This window comes from Sphaerisporangium sp. B11E5 (genome assembly GCF_039871875.1).
GTDB lineage: Bacteria > Actinomycetota > Actinomycetes > Streptosporangiales > Streptosporangiaceae > Sphaerisporangium.
This window is the reverse complement of sequence record NZ_JBDPMD010000029.1, coordinates 25,539-43,173: the sequence shown is the minus strand read 5'-3', so window position 1 is coordinate 43,173 and position 17,635 is coordinate 25,539. Positions and strand designations below refer to the sequence as shown.

Genomic DNA, 17,635 nt, shown 5'->3' with positions numbered 1-17,635 from the left:
GGGCGCGGCACCCGTCAGCTCTGGGCCTCCGCCCACACCCGCGGGAACTCCTCGTGGGAACGCTTCGCCTCGGCGTGCTCCAGGCCGACCAGCACGCCGTAGGTGAAGGTGTCCTCGCCGGCGGCGCGGGCCCTGGCGGCCTCCTCGGAGAGGATCTCCTGGGCGACCACGCCGTCCTGGTGCAGGCCGAGCACCTCCTGCACGGTCTTGGCGCGCTTGGCCATGGCCGTCGCGCGGTCGCCGAGCAGGGACTTCAGGGCCTCGGCGGTGTAGCGGGCACGCTTGGCGGCCTTGCGCACGTCGTGCATGGCGACCTCCCGCTTGTCGGGGTCCTCCATGCTCTGCGCCGTGTCGTACTTCTTCACCACGCGCATCCAGCTCTTGACCGCCACCTTGTCCAGCACCTTGTCGGCCTTCTTCATGGCGAGCGGGGTGAGCGGCGGGTTGGCCACCAGCGCGTCCAGCCGGTCGAGCAGCGAGTAGTAGCGCTCCGAGCGCATCGCCGCGTCCACCCGGACCAGGGCCTCGCGGTGCCGCGCGAGCAGGTCCTCGTCCAGGCGCACCCGCACCGGCCCGACGACCATGTCGGGGGCGAGGGTGCCCAGCAGCTTGCCGAAGCGCTCGTGGATGACCTCCAGGTCGCGGGCCTCGCCGAGCACGCCCGCGATCCAGCGCAGTTCCTCCTGGAGGTCATCGGTCTCGGCGACCACGCTGTCGAACGACTTCATCGCGCTGCGCAGGCGGCGGCTCGCCACCCGCATCTGGTGCACCGCGTCGTAAGCTTCCCTGCGCACCTGCGGGTCCTGCCCGGTCAGCGCGTCCACCTGCGACTTCAGGTAGTCGATCACGACCCGGCCCGCGGTGTCCTCGGGGGGCCCGGCGAGCTCGGAGACCGGGACGGCGTCGCCGAGCAGGCGGCCGAGCTTGCTGCCGGACGCCGCGGGAGCGGCGCCGGCCTTGCGCAGCGCCTTGCCGGCCCGTTTGAGGTGGATGAGCTCGCCTTCCTTCAGCTCTGCCTCGACCTCCCGCCACCGCTCGACACGCTCCTCGCCGCCGAACACCTGGCCGTAGACCGTGCCCTTGACCGAGTCGTCGGCGATCTCCACCAGGTCACGGCCCTCCGCGTCGCGCAGGACCGTCACCTCGCGGCGGGTGGCCAGCTCGGCGACCGGCACCAGCGGCTCGCGGCGGCTGTAGGCGAGGACCAGGTCCGCGATCTCCGGCGGCACGACCTTGACGCTCCGGGTGAGCGGGACCGCGATCTCCTCACGGGCGCCCTTGACCTTCGGGAGCTTGAGGTGCCACCCGGCGTCGTCCCCGCCCCTGCGGCGGCGCAGCGTGATGCCGCGGGCCGCGAGGCGCAGGTCGGGGGTGTCGAAGTACAGGGCGACCATGCGGTACGACCTGGGCCCGGCTACCACGGCGCAGTCCGGGACGCGCGACATGTCCGGGATCAGGAAACCAGGGGGGACGTCGAACTTGTCTTCCACTTCGAGCGCCATGCGCATCACCAATCACCGTTTTTGTCGATATACCACCTTTATCATTCGGTGTGCGCCACCACGAACACGCGGCGGAACGGGAACGCCGTGCCGAACGGCTCGCGCGGGTAGTCCTCGGCGAGCGCCGCGGCGCAGTCCGCCAGGAAGTCACGGCTCCGCTCCGGGCCCAGCCGGTCGAGCATGGGCCGCAGCGCCGTGCCGCTGATCCACTTCAGCACGGCGTCCTCCCCCGGGAGCACGTGCACGTACGTCGTCTCCCAGGCGTCCACCGCGCAGCCGAGGCCCGCCAGCAGCCGCAGGTAGCCCTCCGGGCCGTCCACCGGGTCGTCGCGCACCAGGTCGCCGAGTGCGTCCTTCCACGCGGCGGAGCGGCACACCTCGCGCACCCGCGCGTGGCTCGGGGCGGAGAAGTTGCCCGGCACCTGGAACGCCAGCCAGCCGCCCTCGCGCAGGAAGCCCGTCCAGCGGGCCAGCAGCTCGCGGTGCTCGGGCACCCACTGCAGGACGGCGTTGGAGAAGATCACGTCCACCGGGGCGTCCGGGCGCCAGTCGCGGACGTCGCCCACGCCGAACGACGGCCCCGGCGGCGCCTTCGCGATCATGGCGGGGGAGGAGTCGAGCCCGTGCACGGCGGCGCCGGGCCAGCGGCGGGCCAGCTCAAGGGTCAGCTCGCCCGACCCGCAGCCGAGGTCGACCACCCGCTCGGGATTCTCGGCGCGCACGCGGGCGAGCAGCTCGAAGAAGGGGCGGGCACGCTCGCCGGCGTACCTGCCGTACAGCTCGGGGTCCCACATATCTCTTGACATCAAGATAATTCTTAGCGAGCGAGATGTCTCGATGTCAAGAGAGATAGACTCCCGTCCATGACGACGCGCCGACGTGACGACGCCGACGGCGGGCCCGTGCGGGACGAGGTGGACCAGCTCGTGGCCTCCTGGCGGCAGGAGCGCCCCGACCTCGACGTCACCCCGCTCCAGGTGCTGAGCCGGGTGTCCCGCCTGGCCCGCCACCTCGACCGCGCCCGGCGGGCCGCGTTCGCCGAGCACGACCTGGAGCCGTGGGAGTTCGACGTGCTCACCACGCTGCGCCGGTCCGGCGAGCCCTACGAGCTCAGCCCCGGCGCGCTGCTCCGCGCCACCCTCGTCACCTCCGGCACCATGACCAACCGCATCGACCGCCTCGCCGCCGCCCGCCTCGTGCGCCGCCGCCCCGACCCCGAAGACCGCCGCGGCGTGCTGGTCTCGCTCACCGACGCCGGGCGCGAGCGCGTGGACGCCGCCTTCGCCGACCTGCTGCGGCGCGAGCGCGACCTGCTCGCCGGCCTCGCCCCCGCCGACCAGCACACCCTGGCGGGCCTGCTGCGCACCATCCTCGCGCCGTTCGACGCGGCGCAGAACGGCGCCTGACCTCAGCCTTCCAGGCGTTCGGCCAGTTCCATCCACTCCAGCTCGACCGACTCCCGCTGGGACGCGAGATCCTTCAGCTCGGCGTCCATCTCGGCGAGCCTGCCGTAGTCGGACGCGGACTCGGCCATGGCGGCGTGCAGGACGGCCTCCTGCTCGCCGATGCGCTCCAGGCGGCGCTCCAGGCGGGTCAACTCCTTCTGGGCCTCCCGCAGCTCCTTGGCGGTCATCTCCGGCGCGGCGGCGGCCGGGGCGGCCCCGTCCGGCACGGCCGCGGGCGCCGGGGACGACGCGCGGGCGGTCAGGGCGGTGCCCGCCGAACGGCGCTGGAGGTACTCGTCCACGCCGCCGGGCAGCAGCGACAGGCGGCCGTCGCCGAGCAGGGCCACGCAGCGGTCGGTGACCCGCTCAAGGAAGTAGCGGTCGTGGCTGACCAGCACCAGCGTGCCCGGCCACGCGTCGAGCAGGTCCTCCAGCTCGTTCAGCGTCTCGATGTCGAGGTCGTTGGTCGGCTCGTCCAGCAGCAGCACGTTGGGGTCGTCCATCAGCAGGCGCAGCAACTGCAGGCGGCGCCGCTCGCCGCCGGACAGGTCGCCGACCACCTTCCACTGCGCGTCGCCGCGGAACCCGAGCCGCTCAAGCAACTGCGAGGCCGTCCACTCGCGCTTGCCGACCTTGATGAACGCCCGGATCTCCTCGACGGTCTCCAGCACCCGCCGTGTGGGGTCCAGCTCGGCCAGCTCCTGGGACAGGTGCGCGAGCCGCACCGTGCGGCCCCGGACCACCCGGCCCGAGTCCTGGTCCACCGAGCCGGACAGCAGCCGCAGCACCGACGACTTGCCGGAGCCGTTCACGCCGATCAAGCCGATGCGGTCGCCCGGGCCGAACTGGAAGGTGCAGCGGTCCAGCACCAGCGGGCCCTGGCCGGGGCCGCCCGCGTGCAGCGTGACCTGCTCCAGGTCGTACACCGTCCTGCCGAGCCTGGCGGAGGCGAACGACAGCAGCTCCACGGTGTTACGCGCCGGCGGCTCGTCCGCGATCAGCGCCTGGGCGGCCTCGATGCGGAACTTCGGCTTGGACGTGCGCGCGGGCGGGCCGCGCCGCAGCCACGCGATCTCCTTGCGCATGAGGTTCTGCCTGCGCTCCTCGGTGGCCTGCGCGATGCGGGCCCGCTCGGCCTTGGCCAGCACGTACGCCGCGTAGCCGCCCTCGTAGCGGTGCACGGCGCCGTCCACGACCTCCCACGTGCGGGTGGACACCGCGTCGAGGAACCACCGGTCGTGGGTGACCACCAGCAGCGCCGACCGGCGCGCGGCGAGGTGCCCGGCGAGCCAGGCGATGGCCTCGATGTCGAGGTGGTTGGTCGGCTCGTCCAGCACGATCAGGTCGTGCTCGCCGATCAGCACCCGCGCGAGGGCCGTACGGCGCCGCTCGCCGCCCGACAGCTCGCCGGCGCGGGCGTGGAGGTCGATGCCGCCGAGCAGGTTGCCGAGGATCTCGCGGACCCCCTGGTCGCCCGCCCACTCGTGCTCGGCGCGCTCACCGAGCACCACCTCGCCGACCGTCAGGCCGGGGTCCATGTCGTCCGCCTGGGCGACCACCCCGACCCGCAGGCCCCGGGTGTGCGTGACACGGCCGCCGTGCGGGGCCACCAGCCCCGCGATCACCGAGATGAGCGTGGTCTTGCCGTCGCCGTTCCGCCCCACGACACCGATGCGGTCCCCCGACTCGATGCCGAGGGAGACGTCCCGCAGCAGCGGCTTGGGCCCGTAGGAGAGGAAGACCGATTCCAGATTCACCAGATTCATCGCACTCAAAGCCTAGTGGCCCGCCCGCGAGCCTTCACCGGTGCGCGGCGCGGCCCCGCTCAGGCGGTGGTGGCGATCACGGTGGCGCCGGGGACCGGGCCGTGCGCGGTGACGGTGGCGCGGCAGACGCCGACCGCGGTGAGGGCCAGGGCGAGCTCCTGGGCGTGGTCGGGAGAACCGGCCAGGAAGGCGCAGGTGGGGCCGGAGCCGGAGACCAGGGCGCCGAGCGCGCCGTGGTCGCGGCCGGCGGACAGCGTGCGGGACAGGGGGCGGTGGAGCAGCACGGCGGCGGGCTGGAGGTCGTTGGCGAGGGACTCGCCGAGCTCCTTGGCGTCGCCGGCCTCCAGGGCGGCGAGCAGGCGCTCGGAGATCTCGGGCCAGGCCGCCAGGTCGCCGGTGGCCTCGCGGAGGCGGTCGCACTCGGCGTACACCTTGGCGGTGGACAGGCCGGTGTCGGCGAGGGCGAAGACCCAGTGGTACTCGCCGGTGCCGGGCAGCGCGGTGAGCTTCTCGCCGCGGCCGGTGCCGACCGCGGTGCCGCCGAGCAGGGCGAACGGGACGTCGCTGCCGAGGTCGGCGGCGATCTCCATCAGCTCGTCGCGCGGGAGGGCGAGCCCCCACAGCTCGTCGCAGGCGACCAGCGCGGCGGCGGCGTCCGCGCTGCCCCCGGCCATGCCTCCCGCCACCGGGATCGCCTTGCGGATGTGCAGCGCGACGTCCACCGGCCGCCCGGCGCGGGCGCCGGCCGCGAGGGCGGCGCGGACCGCGAGATTGTTCTCGTCCAGCGGCACCTGGCCGGCGGCCTCGCCCTCGACGCTCACACGGGCCGTCACGTCACCCACGGTCACCGGCTCGCCCACGCCGGGCCCGGTGGAGGCCGTGACCTCGTCGAACAGGGAGACGGCCTGGAAGACGTTCACCAGGTCGTGGAAGCCGTCGTCTCGCCGGGGACCCACGGCGAGCTGCAGGTTCACCTTGGCGGGCACGCGGACGGTCACGGAAGTCACAGGCACCGATCGTAGTCGGCCGTCCCGCCTCCGCAGGGGAACGACCCGGCCGCCGCGGTCGCGCCGCCTCGCTCTCGGCCCACGGCCGCGGGCGATCAGGGGTGGCGTCCGCTGATCAGGAACGGTGTGCGGTGCTCAGGGGCGGTGTGCGGTGCTCAGGGGCGGTGTGCGGTGCTCAGGGGCGGTGTGCGGTGCTCAGGGGCGGTGCTCGGCGATGCGGGCGAAGTCGGTGATGGCGAGGCGTTCGCCGCGCAGGGACGGGTCGACGCCGGCGGCGCGCAGTGCCTTCTCCGCGGCGTCCGCCGAGCCCGCCCAGCCGGCGAGGGCGGCGCGCAGGGTCTTGCGGCGCTGGGCGAAGGCGGCGTCCACCACGGCGAACACCTCCTCGCGGGACGCGGACGTGCGCGGCGGGTCGCGGCGGGTGAACGCGACAAGGCCGGAGTCGACGTTCGGCACCGGCCAGAAGACCGTGCGGCCGACCGGGCCGGCGCGGCGCACCTCGGCGTACCACGCGGCCTTGGCGGACGGCACGCCGTACACCTTGGAGCCGGGCCCGGCGGCCATGCGCTCGGCCACCTCGGACTGCACCATGACCAGGCCGCCGCGCAGCGAGGGCAGCACGTCGAGCAGGTGCAGCACCACGGGGACCGCCACGTTGTACGGCAGGTTGGCCACCAGCACGTCGGGCTCGGCGCCGAGCCGCTCCGGCGGCACCCGCATCGCGTCGGCCTCCACGACGGTGAGCCGGCCGGCCAGCGACGGCGCCCGCTCGGCCACGGTGAGCGGCAACCGGTCCGCGAGCACGGGATCGATCTCCACGGCGACCACGTGGCGCGCCTCGGGGAGCAGGGCGAGCGTGAGGGAACCGAGGCCGGGGCCGACCTCGATCACCACGTCGGCGGGGGTCACCTCGGCGAGGCGGGCGATGCGCCGCACGGTGCCGCCGTCGATGACGAAGTTCTGCCCGAGCCGCTTTGTCGGACGAAGACCAAGCTTGTCCGCCAAATTACGTATTTCGGAGGGCCCGAGCAGGTTCACAATTGAGCTCCCCATCCACCCAGTGTCTCGCACCGAAGACATGGGCGAGGCAGGTGACGAACCACCTCGAAAGCCGTACCAGCCGTAACCGATCTTCAAGCCAGAGGAAAGTGGGCATGGGTAACGTGACCGCGCCCGTCAGCGAGGAGGCGTCGTCAATGGACCGCACCGGTGCGCACCCCCTGCGCCCGCACGATCCCGAGCGGATCGGGCCCTACGCGCTGCGCGGCCGGATCGGCGAGGGCGGCATGGGAACGGTCTACCTGGCCGAGGCCCCCGAGACCGGCAGGCTCGTCGCGGTCAAGGTCGTCAAGGCCGAGTTCACCGTGGACGAGGGCTTCGCGGCCCGGTTCCACTCCGAGGTGGCGAACGCCCGCCGGGTGGCGTCGTTCTGCACCGCGCAGGTGCTGGACAACGGGAACGCCGACGACGGCCGGCCGTACATGGTGACCGAGTTCATCCCCGGCACTCCCCTGTCCCGGCAGATCACCAAGTACGGCGCGCTGGAGGCCGGCACGCTGCACGGCGTCGCGCTCGGCGTCGCGGCGGCGCTCGCCGCCATCCACGTGGCCGGGCTGGTGCACCGCGACCTCAAGCCCGCGAACGTCATCCTGTCCATGTCGGGCCCGAGGGTCATCGACTTCGGCATCGCGCGGGCGCTGGACGCGACACAGGGCGTGACCCGGTCCGGCGAACTGCTCGGCAGCCCCGGGTGGTGGGCGCCCGAGCAGGTGCGCGGCGAGGAGATCACACCCGCCGCCGACGTGTTCGCCTGGGGGTGCCTGGTGGCGTACGCGGGCAACGGGCGGCACCCGTACGGGCGGGGCGACATGCTGACGCTGGCGTCCCGGGTGCTGAACGGGCGCCCCGACCTCGGTGAGCTGCCCACGCCGCTGGACCGCCTGGTGCGGCTGGCCACCGACGCCGACCCGTCCCGGCGGCCGACGGCGCAGGACCTGCTGATCGCGCTGGTCGGCGGGGGCGCGCTGACCGAGCCCGTGCCGGTGGACCCGCCCACCCTGATCGCGCAGCCCGAGGCGCCCACGCTGGTGGCCAGCGAGCTGCTGGAGTCCTGGCAACCGCCCGCGAACCTCGCCACCCCTGACCCGCCGACACCCACACCCGCCCCGCTCCCGGCCGTACCGCGACAGACCGTCCCGGGACAGGCCGTTCCGGGACAGGCCGTTCCGGGACAGGCCGTTCCGGGACAGGCCGTTCCGGGACAGGCCGTTCCGGGACAGGCCGTTCCGGGACAGACTTTCCCCTATCAGGCCGTCCCGCAGCAGGCCGTCCCTCAGCAGGCCGCCGTCCCCATGGCGCCGCCGCCCGCGACAGCTCTGCCGTACCCGTTCAACGCGACCGAGCCCGTGGCGCCGGTCGAGGACGAGACCCGGCCGCCGGAGATCGGGAACATGCCCACCATGCCAGGGACGGGCACCAAGGAGCGGGCGCGCAAGTGGCTGGTGCCCGCGCTGGCCGTCGTGGGAGCGCTGGTGGTGTCGGCGGCGGTGCTCTCGATGGTGGTACAGCAGGACCGGCGACCGGGGCGGGCCGTGGCGGCGAGCGCCGCGGCCGTCGCGCCCACGCGGGTCACCGACGTGGCCCGGTGGTTCTCGTTCGACGCCCCGTACGCGGGAGCGCAATTCGTCGTGCCGAGCGCGCCCCGGTGCGGGCTGACCTCCTACGAGGGGGTCACGCCGGACGAGGGGCGGCTCTGCTTGGTGCCGTGGACGCTCTCCAACCCCGGCGGCACGGAGGCGCGGATCACCCCGGCGCCGCCCACGCTCCTGGACGACCGGGGGGCCGAGCACCAGCCGCTGCCGGTCTCCACCGCGTTCCCCGCCACGATGACACCCGGTGCCAAGATCGACGGTGTGCTGGTCTACGACCTGGCGCCCGCCCGCGGGCCCGCCACGCTCATGTTGAAGGTCTCCGAGAGCAAGACGATCGAGGTACGCCTGTGACCTCGCGCCACGTCCTGGCGGCCCTGCTCACGGCGGCGCTGCTCGTCGCCTGTGCCGGGCCGGCCACCGGCGCCGCCGACGGAGGCGCGGCCTGCGCCGGGGCGCGGGACTTCGACGCCGACGGGCAGGACGACGCGGTGGCCGGCGACCCGCTGGCCGAGGTGTCCGGGACGTGGGGCGCCGGTGCGGTGCGTGTCGTCCCCGTCGGGAGCTCCGCCACCGCCCGGAGCATCGTGCTCACCGCCCCGGAGCCACGGGCCGGTGACGCCTTCGGCTGGTCGGTCCGCGCCGCGTACCTCGACGGCGACGCGTGCATGGACATCGTCGTGGGCGCGCCGTACACCACCGTGGACGGCGAAGCCGGAGCGGGCGCCGTGTACGTCTTCTACGGCCGCGCCGGGACGCGCCGGGCCCCCGTGCGGCTCACCGCGCCGTCCCCCGAGCGGGACGCGCACTTCGGCTGGTCGCTCGCGACCGGCCAGATCCTGGGGCGGCCCGACGCGCTCGTGGTCGGCGCCCCGTACCAGGACGCCGACGGCGTGACCGACTCCGGCGCCGTGTACGTGTACCAGCCCACTGACCTGTCCCGCCCGCGGACCGTCACCCAGGAGACCGAGAACGTCATCGGCAACAGCGAGGAGGGCGACCTGTACGGCTGGTCCCTGGCCCTCGGGCTCATGGGCGGCCGGCACACCGCCCTGGACCTGGCCGTCGGCACCCCGTACGAGAACGACGACGGTGCCGGCCGGCAGAAGGGCGGCGCCGGGACCGAGAACTCCGGCGCGGTTGTGTTGCTGCTCGACGTCATGACCGACGATCTCTCCTCCGTCAAGTGGACCCTCTCCGAGGCGGCCCGCGGCGTGAAGGACGCCACCGGCGACCGCTTCGGCCACGCCCTCGCGTACGGCGGGTACGGGGGAAAGCCCTACCTGGCGGTCAGCGCTCCCCTGGCCGACAACGGCGACGCCCCGGACTCCGGCGTCATCCAGCTCTTCCGGCCCGCTTCCAAGGGCGAACTCGCCCCGGCCGGCACCATCCGCTCCGGCGAAGGCCCCCTGTCCTCCGGCTCTCCCGCCGCCGGCTCGGCCCTCGGCTGGTCCCTGACCCTGCTCACCACCGCCACCGGCCTCTCCCTCGCCGCGGGCAGCCCCTTCGAGTCCCGTGACGGCCCCGAGAGCGGAGCGATCCACCTGATCCCCCTGACCGGCGGCGGCGCCTCGAGTGTCCTCACCGCCCCCGACCCCCGTCCGTACGACCACTTCGGCTGGTCGCTGGCCACCTCAGGCTCACCGGCTCCGTACGCCCCCGGTACGGTCCTGCTCGCCGGGTCCCCCGACCAGTCCTCCGGGCAGGGCGCCCTGACCCTGGCGAGGGCGGGAGGCACGGCCCACATGCTGTACCCCGGCGAGGGTTCACCCGCGGCGGATGTGGCGCCCGCCGACCTCGGTGCCTCTGTCGGTGGCTGAAAGGGGCTACCAGGCGCCGAAGACGCGCTCGCCGTTGACGCTGATCGTGGCGGCCAGCTCGGACTCGGGGACGGACTTCAGCTCGGCCAGGCAGCGCAGCGTCAACGGGATCAGGTAGGGGGCGTTGGGCTTGCCCCGGTGCGGGGTGGGCGGGAGGTACGGCGCGTCGGTCTCGACCAGCATGAGCTCCGGCGGGGTCACCCGGGCGGCCTCGCGAAGGGCGGCGGCGTTCTTGTAGGTGACCGGGCCGGAGAAGGACAGGTGGTAGCCGGCCCGCACGCACCGGGTGGCGTAGCCGGCGTCGCCGGAGAAGCTGTGGAAGACCACGATGTCCGGTGCGCCCTCCTCGCTGAGGACCTTGAGGACGTCCTCGTGGGCGTCGCGGTCGTGGATCACCAGGGCCTTGCCGGTGCGCTTGGCGATCTCGATGTGGGCGCGGAACGATTCCTGCTGTGCGTCCTTGGGGGACCAGTCGCGGTAGTAGTCCAGCCCGGTCTCGCCGACCGCGCGCACGTGGGGCTCGCGGGCCAGCTTCTCGATCTCGCCGAGGGTCTCCGGGGTCGCGTGGTGGGCCTCGTTCGGATGGACGGCCACCCCCGCGTAGACCCCGTCCACGGCCTCGGCGGTGGCGGCGTTCCACCGGGAGGACCGCAGGTCGTACCCGATGGTCACGAGGCGCGTCACGCCCACGGACCGGGCCGCGTCGAGGATGCGCCGCACGTCCGTGCCCGCCGCCTGCGCCGCCGTGCCGACGGGATCGGCGGTGGACGCCTGCCGCTCCCCCACCATGATGTCCAGGTGGCAGTGACTGTCGAACACCTCCCCGTCCAGCGGCCGCGGGACGGGGGGCGGCGTGGTGTCGCGGCTCATCGGCCGAGGCGGGACAGTTCCTCGTCCACGACCTTGGGGTCGAGTTTGGGGAACAGCGGGGTGGGCGGGGCCAGCGGGGTGCCGGGGCGGACGGGGCGCGACTCCCAGGTGGCGGCGCCGGTGTAGTCGCCGCTGATCACCGGGTAGGCCGGGCCGCCGTCCTCGTCGACCTCCTGGATGGCGGGCATGCCGGACCAGACGCCCTCGCCGCCGAGCATGGCGTGGATCTTGTTGGAGGACGTCGGGAGGAACGGCGTCAGCAGGGTCTTGGCGTCGTCCACGACCTGGAGGGCCACGTGGAGGATGGACTTGACCCGCTCGGGATCGTCCTTGAGCTTCCAGGGCTCCTGCTCGGCGAGGTAGCGGTTGGCGTCGCGCACCACGTCGAACGCCTCGGTGACGGCGTTCTTGAAGCGGGACCTGCCGAGCTCGGCGCCGACGGCCGGGAAGGCGTCGCGGCTGCGGGCCAGCAGGGCGCGGTCGGCGTCGGTGAGGTCGCCGGGCTCGGGCACCTCGCCGAAGTTCTTCGCGGCCATCGAGATGGAGCGGTTGACGAGGTTGCCCCACGCCGCGACCAGCTCGCCGTTGTTGCGGTTGACGAACTCCGACCAGGTGAAGTCGGTGTCCTGGTTCTCCGGGCCGGCCACCGCGATGTAGTACCGCAGGGCGTCGGCGTCGTAGCGGGACAGGAAATCGCGCACGTAGATGACGACCTGGCGGCTGGAGGAGAACTTGCGGCCCTCCATGGTGAGGAACTCGCTGGACACCACCTCGGACGGCAGCGCCAGCGTGCCGAGCGACCCCGGCGTGCCGCCGCGCGCCCCCTCGCCGTTGTAGCCGAGCAACATCGCCGGCCAGATCTCGGAGTGGAAGACGATGTTGTCCTTGCCCATGAAGTAGTAGCCGCGGGCGTCGGGGTTCTGCCACCACTGCCGCCACGCGTCCGGGTCGCCGGAGCGGCGCGCCCACTCGATGGACGCGCTGAGGTAGCCGATGACGGCGTCGAACCAGACGTACAGCCGCTTGTCCTCACGGTCGCGCCAGCCGTCCAGCGGGATGGGCACACCCCAGTCGAGGTCGCGGCTGATGGCGCGCGGCTGGAGGTCGCCGAGGAGGTTGAGCGAGAACTTCAGGACGTTGGGCCGCCACTCGCCCTGCTTGGACTGCAGCCACGTGCCGAGGGCCTCGCTGAACGCCGGGAGGTCGAGCATGAAGTGCTCGGTCTCGATGAACTTCGGCGTCTCGCCGTTGATGCGGCTGCGCGGGTTGATCAGGTCGATCGGGTCGAGCTGGTTGCCGCAGTTGTCGCACTGGTCGCCGCGCGCCCCGTCGTACCCGCAGATGGGGCAGGTGCCCTCGATGTACCGGTCGGGCAGGGTGCGCCCGGTGGTGGGGGATACAGCGCCCATGGTGGTGCGCGGGAAGACGTAGCCGTTGGCGTGGAGCCCCTTGAAGATCTCCTGGGCCACGGCGTAGTGGTTCTTCGTCGTGGTGCGGGTGAACAGGTCGTAGGACAGGCCGAGGGCCGTGAGGTCCTCGGCGATCACCCGGTTGTAGCGGTCGGCCAGCTCGCGGGCGGTCACGCCCTCCTTGTCGGCCTGCACCTGGATGGGCGTGCCGTGCTCGTCGGTCCCGCTGACCATCAGCACCTTGTTGCCCGCCATCCGCTGGTAGCGGCTGAAGATGTCGGACGGCACGCCGAACCCGGAGACGTGCCCGATGTGGCGGGGGCCGTTGGCGTACGGCCACGCGACGGCGGTCAAGATGTGCTGGGACATGCCACCAAGACTAGAGGCCCTTCCACCGGACCTCGAACCGATCGCCCGGGTTCTGTGGACAACCGCACCGGGACAGGGGCGCTCGGCGCGGCGTGCGCGCGGTGCCGCCCGGGGCGCCGGAGGCAGACGGGTGCGGCCCGCGCCGGGCCGGGTTCGGCACCCGGCCGACGTGGCCGGGCGCCGGCGCCAAGCGGGTGTCAGGCGGTGGCGGACTCCCGCTGCACGGCCTCGGCGGCCTCCTCCGCGGCGGAGGCGGCGACGTCCGCCGGGGTCTCCTTGGTGCGGCGGATGCCGAGGATGCTGATGAACAGGGCCGCGAAGATGGTCTGGAAGCTCATGATCAGTGCGGTGGCCGACGGCACGACCAGGCGCAGCGACTCGGCGGGGATCAGCGGCCCGAAGTCGCGCACCTGCCAGTGGGCCAGCGAGGCGACCAGCCCGCCGAGGCCCGCGAGGGCCAGCAGCCCGCCCGCGATCAGGCCCTTCTCCAGCGTGACGATGTCGACAAGCCGCCGCACGCGGCGGTCCTCCGGCAGGAAGCCCTCCTCGGCGGCGTACACCTTGGTGAAAAGCCCGAACAGCAGGGCCTGGAAGCCGATCACCAGGATCGCGGACGCCCCCACCAGGGTGTCGATGTCGAAGGCCAGCTTGCCGATGTACACCGGCCCGAACGTCAGGGCCGTGCCCGCGACCAGACCGAGGAGCATCAGGACCGCGCCGGGGATCAGGAACAGCCAGCGCGGGCTGTACAGCAGCAGGAAGCGCAGGTGGCGCCAGCCGTCCCGCCAGGAGCGCAGGTGCGGCGGGCGGGACCGGCCGTCGGGGCTGAGCGTGGTGGGCACCTCACGCACGTCGAGCCCCTGCAGGGTGGCCTTCACGACCATCTCGCTGGCGAACTCCATGCCGCCGGTCTGCAGGCCGAGGTTCAGGATCGACTCGCGGCGGAACCCGCGCAGCCCGCAGTGGAAGTCGCGGATCTTGCTCGGGAAGAACAGGCGCCCGACGAACGACAACACCGGGTTGCCGAGGTAGCGGTGCAGAGGCGGCATGGCGCCGGGCGCGATGCCGCCGCGGAAGCGATTGCCCATGACGAGGTCCGCGCCGGCGCGCAGCTCCTCGACGAACGGCAGCAGCGCGGTGAAGTCGTAGGAGTCGTCGGCGTCACCCATGATGACGTACCGGCCGCGCGCGGCCCGGATGCCGCCCATCAGCGCGTTGCCGTACCCCTTGGCGTCGACGTGCACCACACGGGCGCCGGCGTCGCGGGCGAGCTGCTGGGAGCCGTCGGTGCTCCCGTTGTCCGCGATCACGACCTCGCCGTCTATGCCGTGCTCGGCCATGCACGCCAATGCCTTGCGGATACACGTCTCGACGGTCTCCGCCTCGTTCAGGCATGGCATGACCACGGTCAGTTCCACGGAGAAACCCCTCGTTCGCGCCTCGATCATCGTCTGCGTAGTTCAACCATGATGCCCTCTGCCCTCCGGTGCTCGGGTCAAGACCCCGAAACGGCTGGCATCCTGTAATCCATGGTGACCGTTGCCGACCAGGCGCACGCCGACGCGGCCGCGCCGGGCAGAGGAGCGCGACTGCTCGGTTTCCTGCGGCGGCGGCGGCTTTTCGTGATCGCCCTCACCCTGGGCGCGGCGCTGCGCGTGATCACGATGCTCGGCTACCGGCCGGCCATGTGGTTCAACGACTCCTACGAGTACGTCTCGGTCGCGCTGCACCTGAGGCCCCACCCGATCCGCCCGGACGGGTACAGCTTCTGGCTGCTGGCCCTCAAGCCTTTCCACAGCTTCGCCCTCGTGGTCTTTACGCAGCACGTGATGGGCCTGGCGACGGCCGTGCTGATCTATGCGCTACTCAGGCGCAAATTTGGCCTGCCCGACTGGGGCGGCACGCTCGCCGCCGCGCCGGTGCTGTTCGACGCGTACCAGATCCAGCTCGAACAGCTCATCATGTCGGACACGATGTTCACGCTGCTGATCGTGGCCGTGATCACGCTGGTGCTGTGGCACCGCACGATGTCGTGGAAGGTGGGCGCCGCCATCGGCCTGCTGATGGCCCTCACGGCGCTGACCCGCAGCATCGGCCTGCCCATCCTCGCCGTCGTCGCGGTCTACATGCTGATCAAGCGCGTCGGCTGGAAGCCGATCCTCGCCATGGTGACCGCGTGCGCCGTGCCGGTCATCGCGTACATGGGGTGGTTCTCCGCGGCGAACGGCCAGTTCGCGCTGACCCAGAGCGACGGCCTGATCATGTACATGCGCACGGCCAAGTTCGCCGACTGCAAGAAGATCAAGCCCGACCTGCAGCGCGAGCAGGACCTGATCCCCCTGTGCAACAACCCGAGCATCGCCCGCAGCCCGTTCTCGCAGCTCTACCTGTGGTGGAAGGGCGAGGGCGAGGTGCTGCACCGCTGGGGCGCCGACAAGTGGGACCGGTCGATCAACGACACGGCGGGCCGGTTCGCCCGGCGCGCCATCCTGGCCCAGCCCGGCGACTACCTCTCGGCCGTCACCGGGGACCTGTTGCGCAGCTTCCGCTGGGACCGCCCGGTGTTCCCCGACGCGCTGACCTGGAACCAGTACCAGTTCGACGCCCGGGGCGTGAGCGCCCGCGATCCCGTGCGGCTGCTGAAGTCGCCGCCCTCGTGGCCGTCCTACGCGGGAGGCACGGTCGACCGCGACATGGTGGCCTACGAGCAGGGCCGGGCCAGCACCCGGGTCTACTGGCCGTGGGCGACGATCATGGAGCGCTACCAGCGGTTCGCCTACCTGCCCGGCCTGGTGCTCGGCATCGCCCTGCTGGTGTCCGCGGCGGGCATCGTGGCGCGCTGGCGCGAGCTCGGCGGCCCCGCGCTGCTGCCGTGGGTGGCGGCGGCGGCCCTGGTGGTGGCCCCGGCCGCCACGGCCGAGTTCGACTACCGCTACCTGCTGCCCGCGATGCCGGTGGCCTTCCTGGCCGCCGCCATCACGCTGCGCCGGGGCCTGCGCCCGGCGCGCGAGAAGAAGGAGTCCTAGCCCACCTTCCGCACGTCACCCTGGAGCACACAGGGACTTTCTGGCTCGTGCGGAAGACAGGCCTAGATCCAGCTCCGGAACAGCATGCGGCGGTACCAGTCGTCGTAGGGGATGGTCTCGGCCGAGATCACCGGGTACAGCCACCAGAAGTTGATCAGCGCGAGCAGCATGAACGCCCCGACGCCCGCCGCCCCGGCCGCGCGCCGGGTGGAGGCGAGGCCCTCCGGCCCGATCATCATGCCGGCGATCAGCACCAGGGCGAGGATCATGAACGGGATCATGGGGGCGGTGTAGAAGAGGAACATCGTGCGCTGGTCGGCGATCGCGTAGTAGAACCACGGCAGCCACCCCACGCCGAACCCGAGCAGCACGGCACCGGCGCGCCAGTCGCGGCCGGAGAAGTACCAGGCGATCAGGCCCACGAGGGCGACCACCGCGCCGTACCAGATGATCGGCGTGCCGACGCCGACCACGGCCTCGGAGCAGGTGCCCGTCGGGCACGGCGGGCTCTTGTAGTGGAACGCCACCGGCCGCACCAGCAGCGGCCACTCCCACGGCCACGACTGGTAGGAGTGCTTGCTGGCCAGCCCGGTGTGGAAGCCGAGCACCTGGAACTGGTAGGAGAACCAGGACCGCAGGGAGCTGAACACGAAGTAGGCCGGGCCGGCGGAGGTCGCCTGCGTCCAGTTGCGGCCCCAGCCGAGCGCGGAGGCGAACCACCCGAACCAGGTCAGCATGTACACCGCGGCCGGGACCACGGCCAGGGAGAGGAACGCCGCGGGCGCGTCCAGGCCGAGCGCGCCCCGGTACGGCCGCCGCAGGCCGATCGCCCGCCGGGCCCCGGCGTCCCACATGACGCTCATCACGGCGAACGCGATGAGGAAGAACACGCCGCTCCACTTGACGGCGCAGGCGGCGCCGAGGCACAGCCCCGCGCCGATCCGCCACCACCGCACACCGAGCCTCGGCCCTGTGCCGGTCAGCGGGGAGCTCTCGTACCACTCCACCAGCCGCAGCCGTGCCTGATCCCGGTCGGCCACCAGGCAGGCGAACCCGGCCAGCACCCACAACATCAAAAAGCCGTCGAGCAGCGCCGTGCGGCCCAGCACGAACGCCATGGCGTCCAGAGACAGCAGCAGGCCCGCCATGCAGCCGAGGATCGTCGAGCGGGTCATGCGGCGCGCCACCCGCGCGATGATCAGGACCGACACGATGCCGGCCACCGCCGCCGCGAACCGCCACCCGAACGGCGTCCACCCGAAGATCCACTCACCGGCGGCGATCATCCACTTGCCGAACGGCGGGTGCGCCGCGTACATGGCGCACGGGTCGACGTTGTCCGGCGCGCAGGTCACCCAGAGATCGGTGCGGCCCTCGAGCAGACGTCGGTCGGCGATGGGGTCCTCCGCCGAGCCGAGCATGCTGCGCTCGACCATGTAGCGCAGCAGGGACAACCCGTCCTTGGCGTAGTAGGTCTCGTCGAAGACCACCGCTCTGGGCTCGCCGAGCCGGTACAGGCGCAGCACCGCGGCGAACGCCGTCACCAGCAGCGGGCCGGCCCACCCCCACAGGGGACTGCCTTGGAACGGCGGGACCAGACGGTCGCGTACGGAGCCCGGGGACGGGGAAGCCGGATCGGGGGGAACCGGTGAATCCCCGAAGAGCCGCGACACGCCGGGAATTCGTCGAGGGAAGGCGCGAACAGCCACCTGCGCACCTTAAGGGGCGAGGGGCCTTCTCAACCAGAGGACCTTGGAACCGTGCCGGGCGGCA

The 17,635-nt window shown here is 72.6% G+C and carries 13 protein-coding genes; 4 read left to right on the top strand and 9 right to left on the bottom strand.

Annotated elements, in window-relative coordinates:
• Positions 1–14: 14 nt before the first annotated feature.
• Both ABGB17_RS24070 and ABGB17_RS24065 read right to left on the bottom strand, forming a co-directional pair.
• A complete protein-coding gene (locus ABGB17_RS24070; protein ID WP_347633253.1) occupies positions 15–1,502 on the bottom strand; it encodes a CYTH and CHAD domain-containing protein in 1,488 nt (495 codons plus the stop codon).
• A gap of 41 nt (positions 1,503–1,543) precedes the next feature.
• The gene (locus tag ABGB17_RS24065) at positions 1,544–2,308 is read right to left on the bottom strand and encodes a trans-aconitate 2-methyltransferase (RefSeq protein ID WP_347633251.1); all 765 of its coding nucleotides are present in this window, start codon (positions 2,306–2,308) and stop codon (positions 1,544–1,546) included.
• A gap of 96 nt (positions 2,309–2,404) precedes the next feature.
• Between ABGB17_RS24065 and ABGB17_RS24060 the strand changes: the two genes are divergently transcribed.
• Positions 2,405–2,908, top strand: a complete 504-nt coding sequence (locus ABGB17_RS24060; protein WP_347633349.1) for a MarR family transcriptional regulator — start codon at positions 2,405–2,407, stop codon at positions 2,906–2,908.
• A 2-nt stretch (positions 2,909–2,910) separates the two neighbouring features.
• On the opposite strand, the gene ABGB17_RS24055 is transcribed toward ABGB17_RS24060, so the two are convergent.
• The 3 genes from ABGB17_RS24055 to rsmA form a co-directional block, all read right to left on the bottom strand.
• Positions 2,911–4,713, bottom strand: a complete 1,803-nt coding sequence (locus ABGB17_RS24055) for an ABC-F family ATP-binding cassette domain-containing protein (RefSeq protein ID WP_347633249.1) — start codon at positions 4,711–4,713, stop codon at positions 2,911–2,913.
• A 59-nt stretch (positions 4,714–4,772) separates the two neighbouring features.
• Entirely contained in the window at positions 4,773–5,720 is a 948-nt protein-coding gene (locus tag ABGB17_RS24050) for a 4-(cytidine 5'-diphospho)-2-C-methyl-D-erythritol kinase (RefSeq protein WP_347633247.1), read from the bottom strand.
• A gap of 195 nt (positions 5,721–5,915) precedes the next feature.
• The gene (gene rsmA / locus ABGB17_RS24045) at positions 5,916–6,773 is read right to left on the bottom strand and encodes a 16S rRNA (adenine(1518)-N(6)/adenine(1519)-N(6))-dimethyltransferase RsmA (RefSeq protein ID WP_347633245.1); all 858 of its coding nucleotides are present in this window, start codon (positions 6,771–6,773) and stop codon (positions 5,916–5,918) included.
• A 101-nt stretch (positions 6,774–6,874) separates the two neighbouring features.
• Between rsmA and ABGB17_RS24040 the strand changes: the two genes are divergently transcribed.
• Both ABGB17_RS24040 and ABGB17_RS24035 read left to right on the top strand, forming a co-directional pair.
• Positions 6,875–8,722: a protein kinase gene (locus ABGB17_RS24040; RefSeq protein ID WP_347633243.1), complete on the top strand. Its 1,848-nt coding sequence runs from the start codon at positions 6,875–6,877 to the stop codon at positions 8,720–8,722.
• Complete coding sequence (locus ABGB17_RS24035) at positions 8,719–10,188, top strand: hypothetical protein (protein WP_347633241.1); 1,470 nt, start codon at positions 8,719–8,721, stop codon at positions 10,186–10,188. The genes ABGB17_RS24040 and ABGB17_RS24035 overlap by 4 nt, the downstream gene beginning before the upstream one ends.
• Before the next feature lie 6 nt (positions 10,189–10,194).
• Here the strand turns inward: ABGB17_RS24035 and ABGB17_RS24030 are convergent, their stop codons facing one another.
• The 3 genes from ABGB17_RS24030 to ABGB17_RS24020 all read right to left on the bottom strand — a co-directional run bounded on the left by ABGB17_RS24030 (position 10,195) and on the right by ABGB17_RS24020 (position 14,254).
• Positions 10,195–11,058, bottom strand: a complete 864-nt coding sequence (locus ABGB17_RS24030) for a TatD family hydrolase (protein ID WP_347633239.1) — start codon at positions 11,056–11,058, stop codon at positions 10,195–10,197.
• Complete coding sequence (gene metG, locus ABGB17_RS24025; protein WP_347633237.1) at positions 11,055–12,836, bottom strand: methionine--tRNA ligase; 1,782 nt, start codon at positions 12,834–12,836, stop codon at positions 11,055–11,057. The genes ABGB17_RS24030 and metG overlap by 4 nt, the downstream gene beginning before the upstream one ends.
• Positions 12,837–13,033: 197 nt before the next feature.
• A complete protein-coding gene (locus tag ABGB17_RS24020) occupies positions 13,034–14,254 on the bottom strand; it encodes a glycosyltransferase family 2 protein (RefSeq protein WP_347633235.1) in 1,221 nt (406 codons plus the stop codon).
• 111 nt (positions 14,255–14,365) lie between these two features.
• Here ABGB17_RS24020 and ABGB17_RS24015 point away from each other — a divergent pair, with 111 nt between their 5' ends.
• Positions 14,366–15,862, top strand: a complete 1,497-nt coding sequence (locus ABGB17_RS24015; RefSeq protein WP_347633233.1) for a hypothetical protein — start codon at positions 14,366–14,368, stop codon at positions 15,860–15,862.
• Between the two features lie 62 nt (positions 15,863–15,924).
• Here the strand turns inward: ABGB17_RS24015 and ABGB17_RS24010 are convergent, their stop codons facing one another.
• Entirely contained in the window at positions 15,925–17,571 is a 1,647-nt protein-coding gene (locus ABGB17_RS24010) for a phospholipid carrier-dependent glycosyltransferase (protein WP_347633231.1), read from the bottom strand.
• Between the last annotated feature and the right edge of the window lie 64 nt (positions 17,572–17,635).

Coding starts and splice junctions, on each gene's coding strand:
- rsmA (WP_347633245.1), bottom strand. CDS start 6,773: ATGGGGAGCTCAATTGTGAACCTGCTCGGGCCCTCCGAAATACGTAAT.
- ABGB17_RS24030 (WP_347633239.1), bottom strand. CDS start 11,058: ATGAGCCGCGACACCACGCCGCCCCCCGTCCCGCGGCCGCTGGACGGG.
- ABGB17_RS24040 (WP_347633243.1), top strand. CDS start 6,875: ATGGGTAACGTGACCGCGCCCGTCAGCGAGGAGGCGTCGTCAATGGAC.
- metG (WP_347633237.1), bottom strand. CDS start 12,836: ATGTCCCAGCACATCTTGACCGCCGTCGCGTGGCCGTACGCCAACGGC.
- ABGB17_RS24015 (WP_347633233.1), top strand. CDS start 14,366: ATGGTGACCGTTGCCGACCAGGCGCACGCCGACGCGGCCGCGCCGGGC.
- ABGB17_RS24065 (WP_347633251.1), bottom strand. CDS start 2,308: ATGTCAAGAGATATGTGGGACCCCGAGCTGTACGGCAGGTACGCCGGC.
- ABGB17_RS24055 (WP_347633249.1), bottom strand. CDS start 4,713: ATGAATCTGGTGAATCTGGAATCGGTCTTCCTCTCCTACGGGCCCAAG.
- ABGB17_RS24070 (WP_347633253.1), bottom strand. CDS start 1,502: ATGGCGCTCGAAGTGGAAGACAAGTTCGACGTCCCCCCTGGTTTCCTG.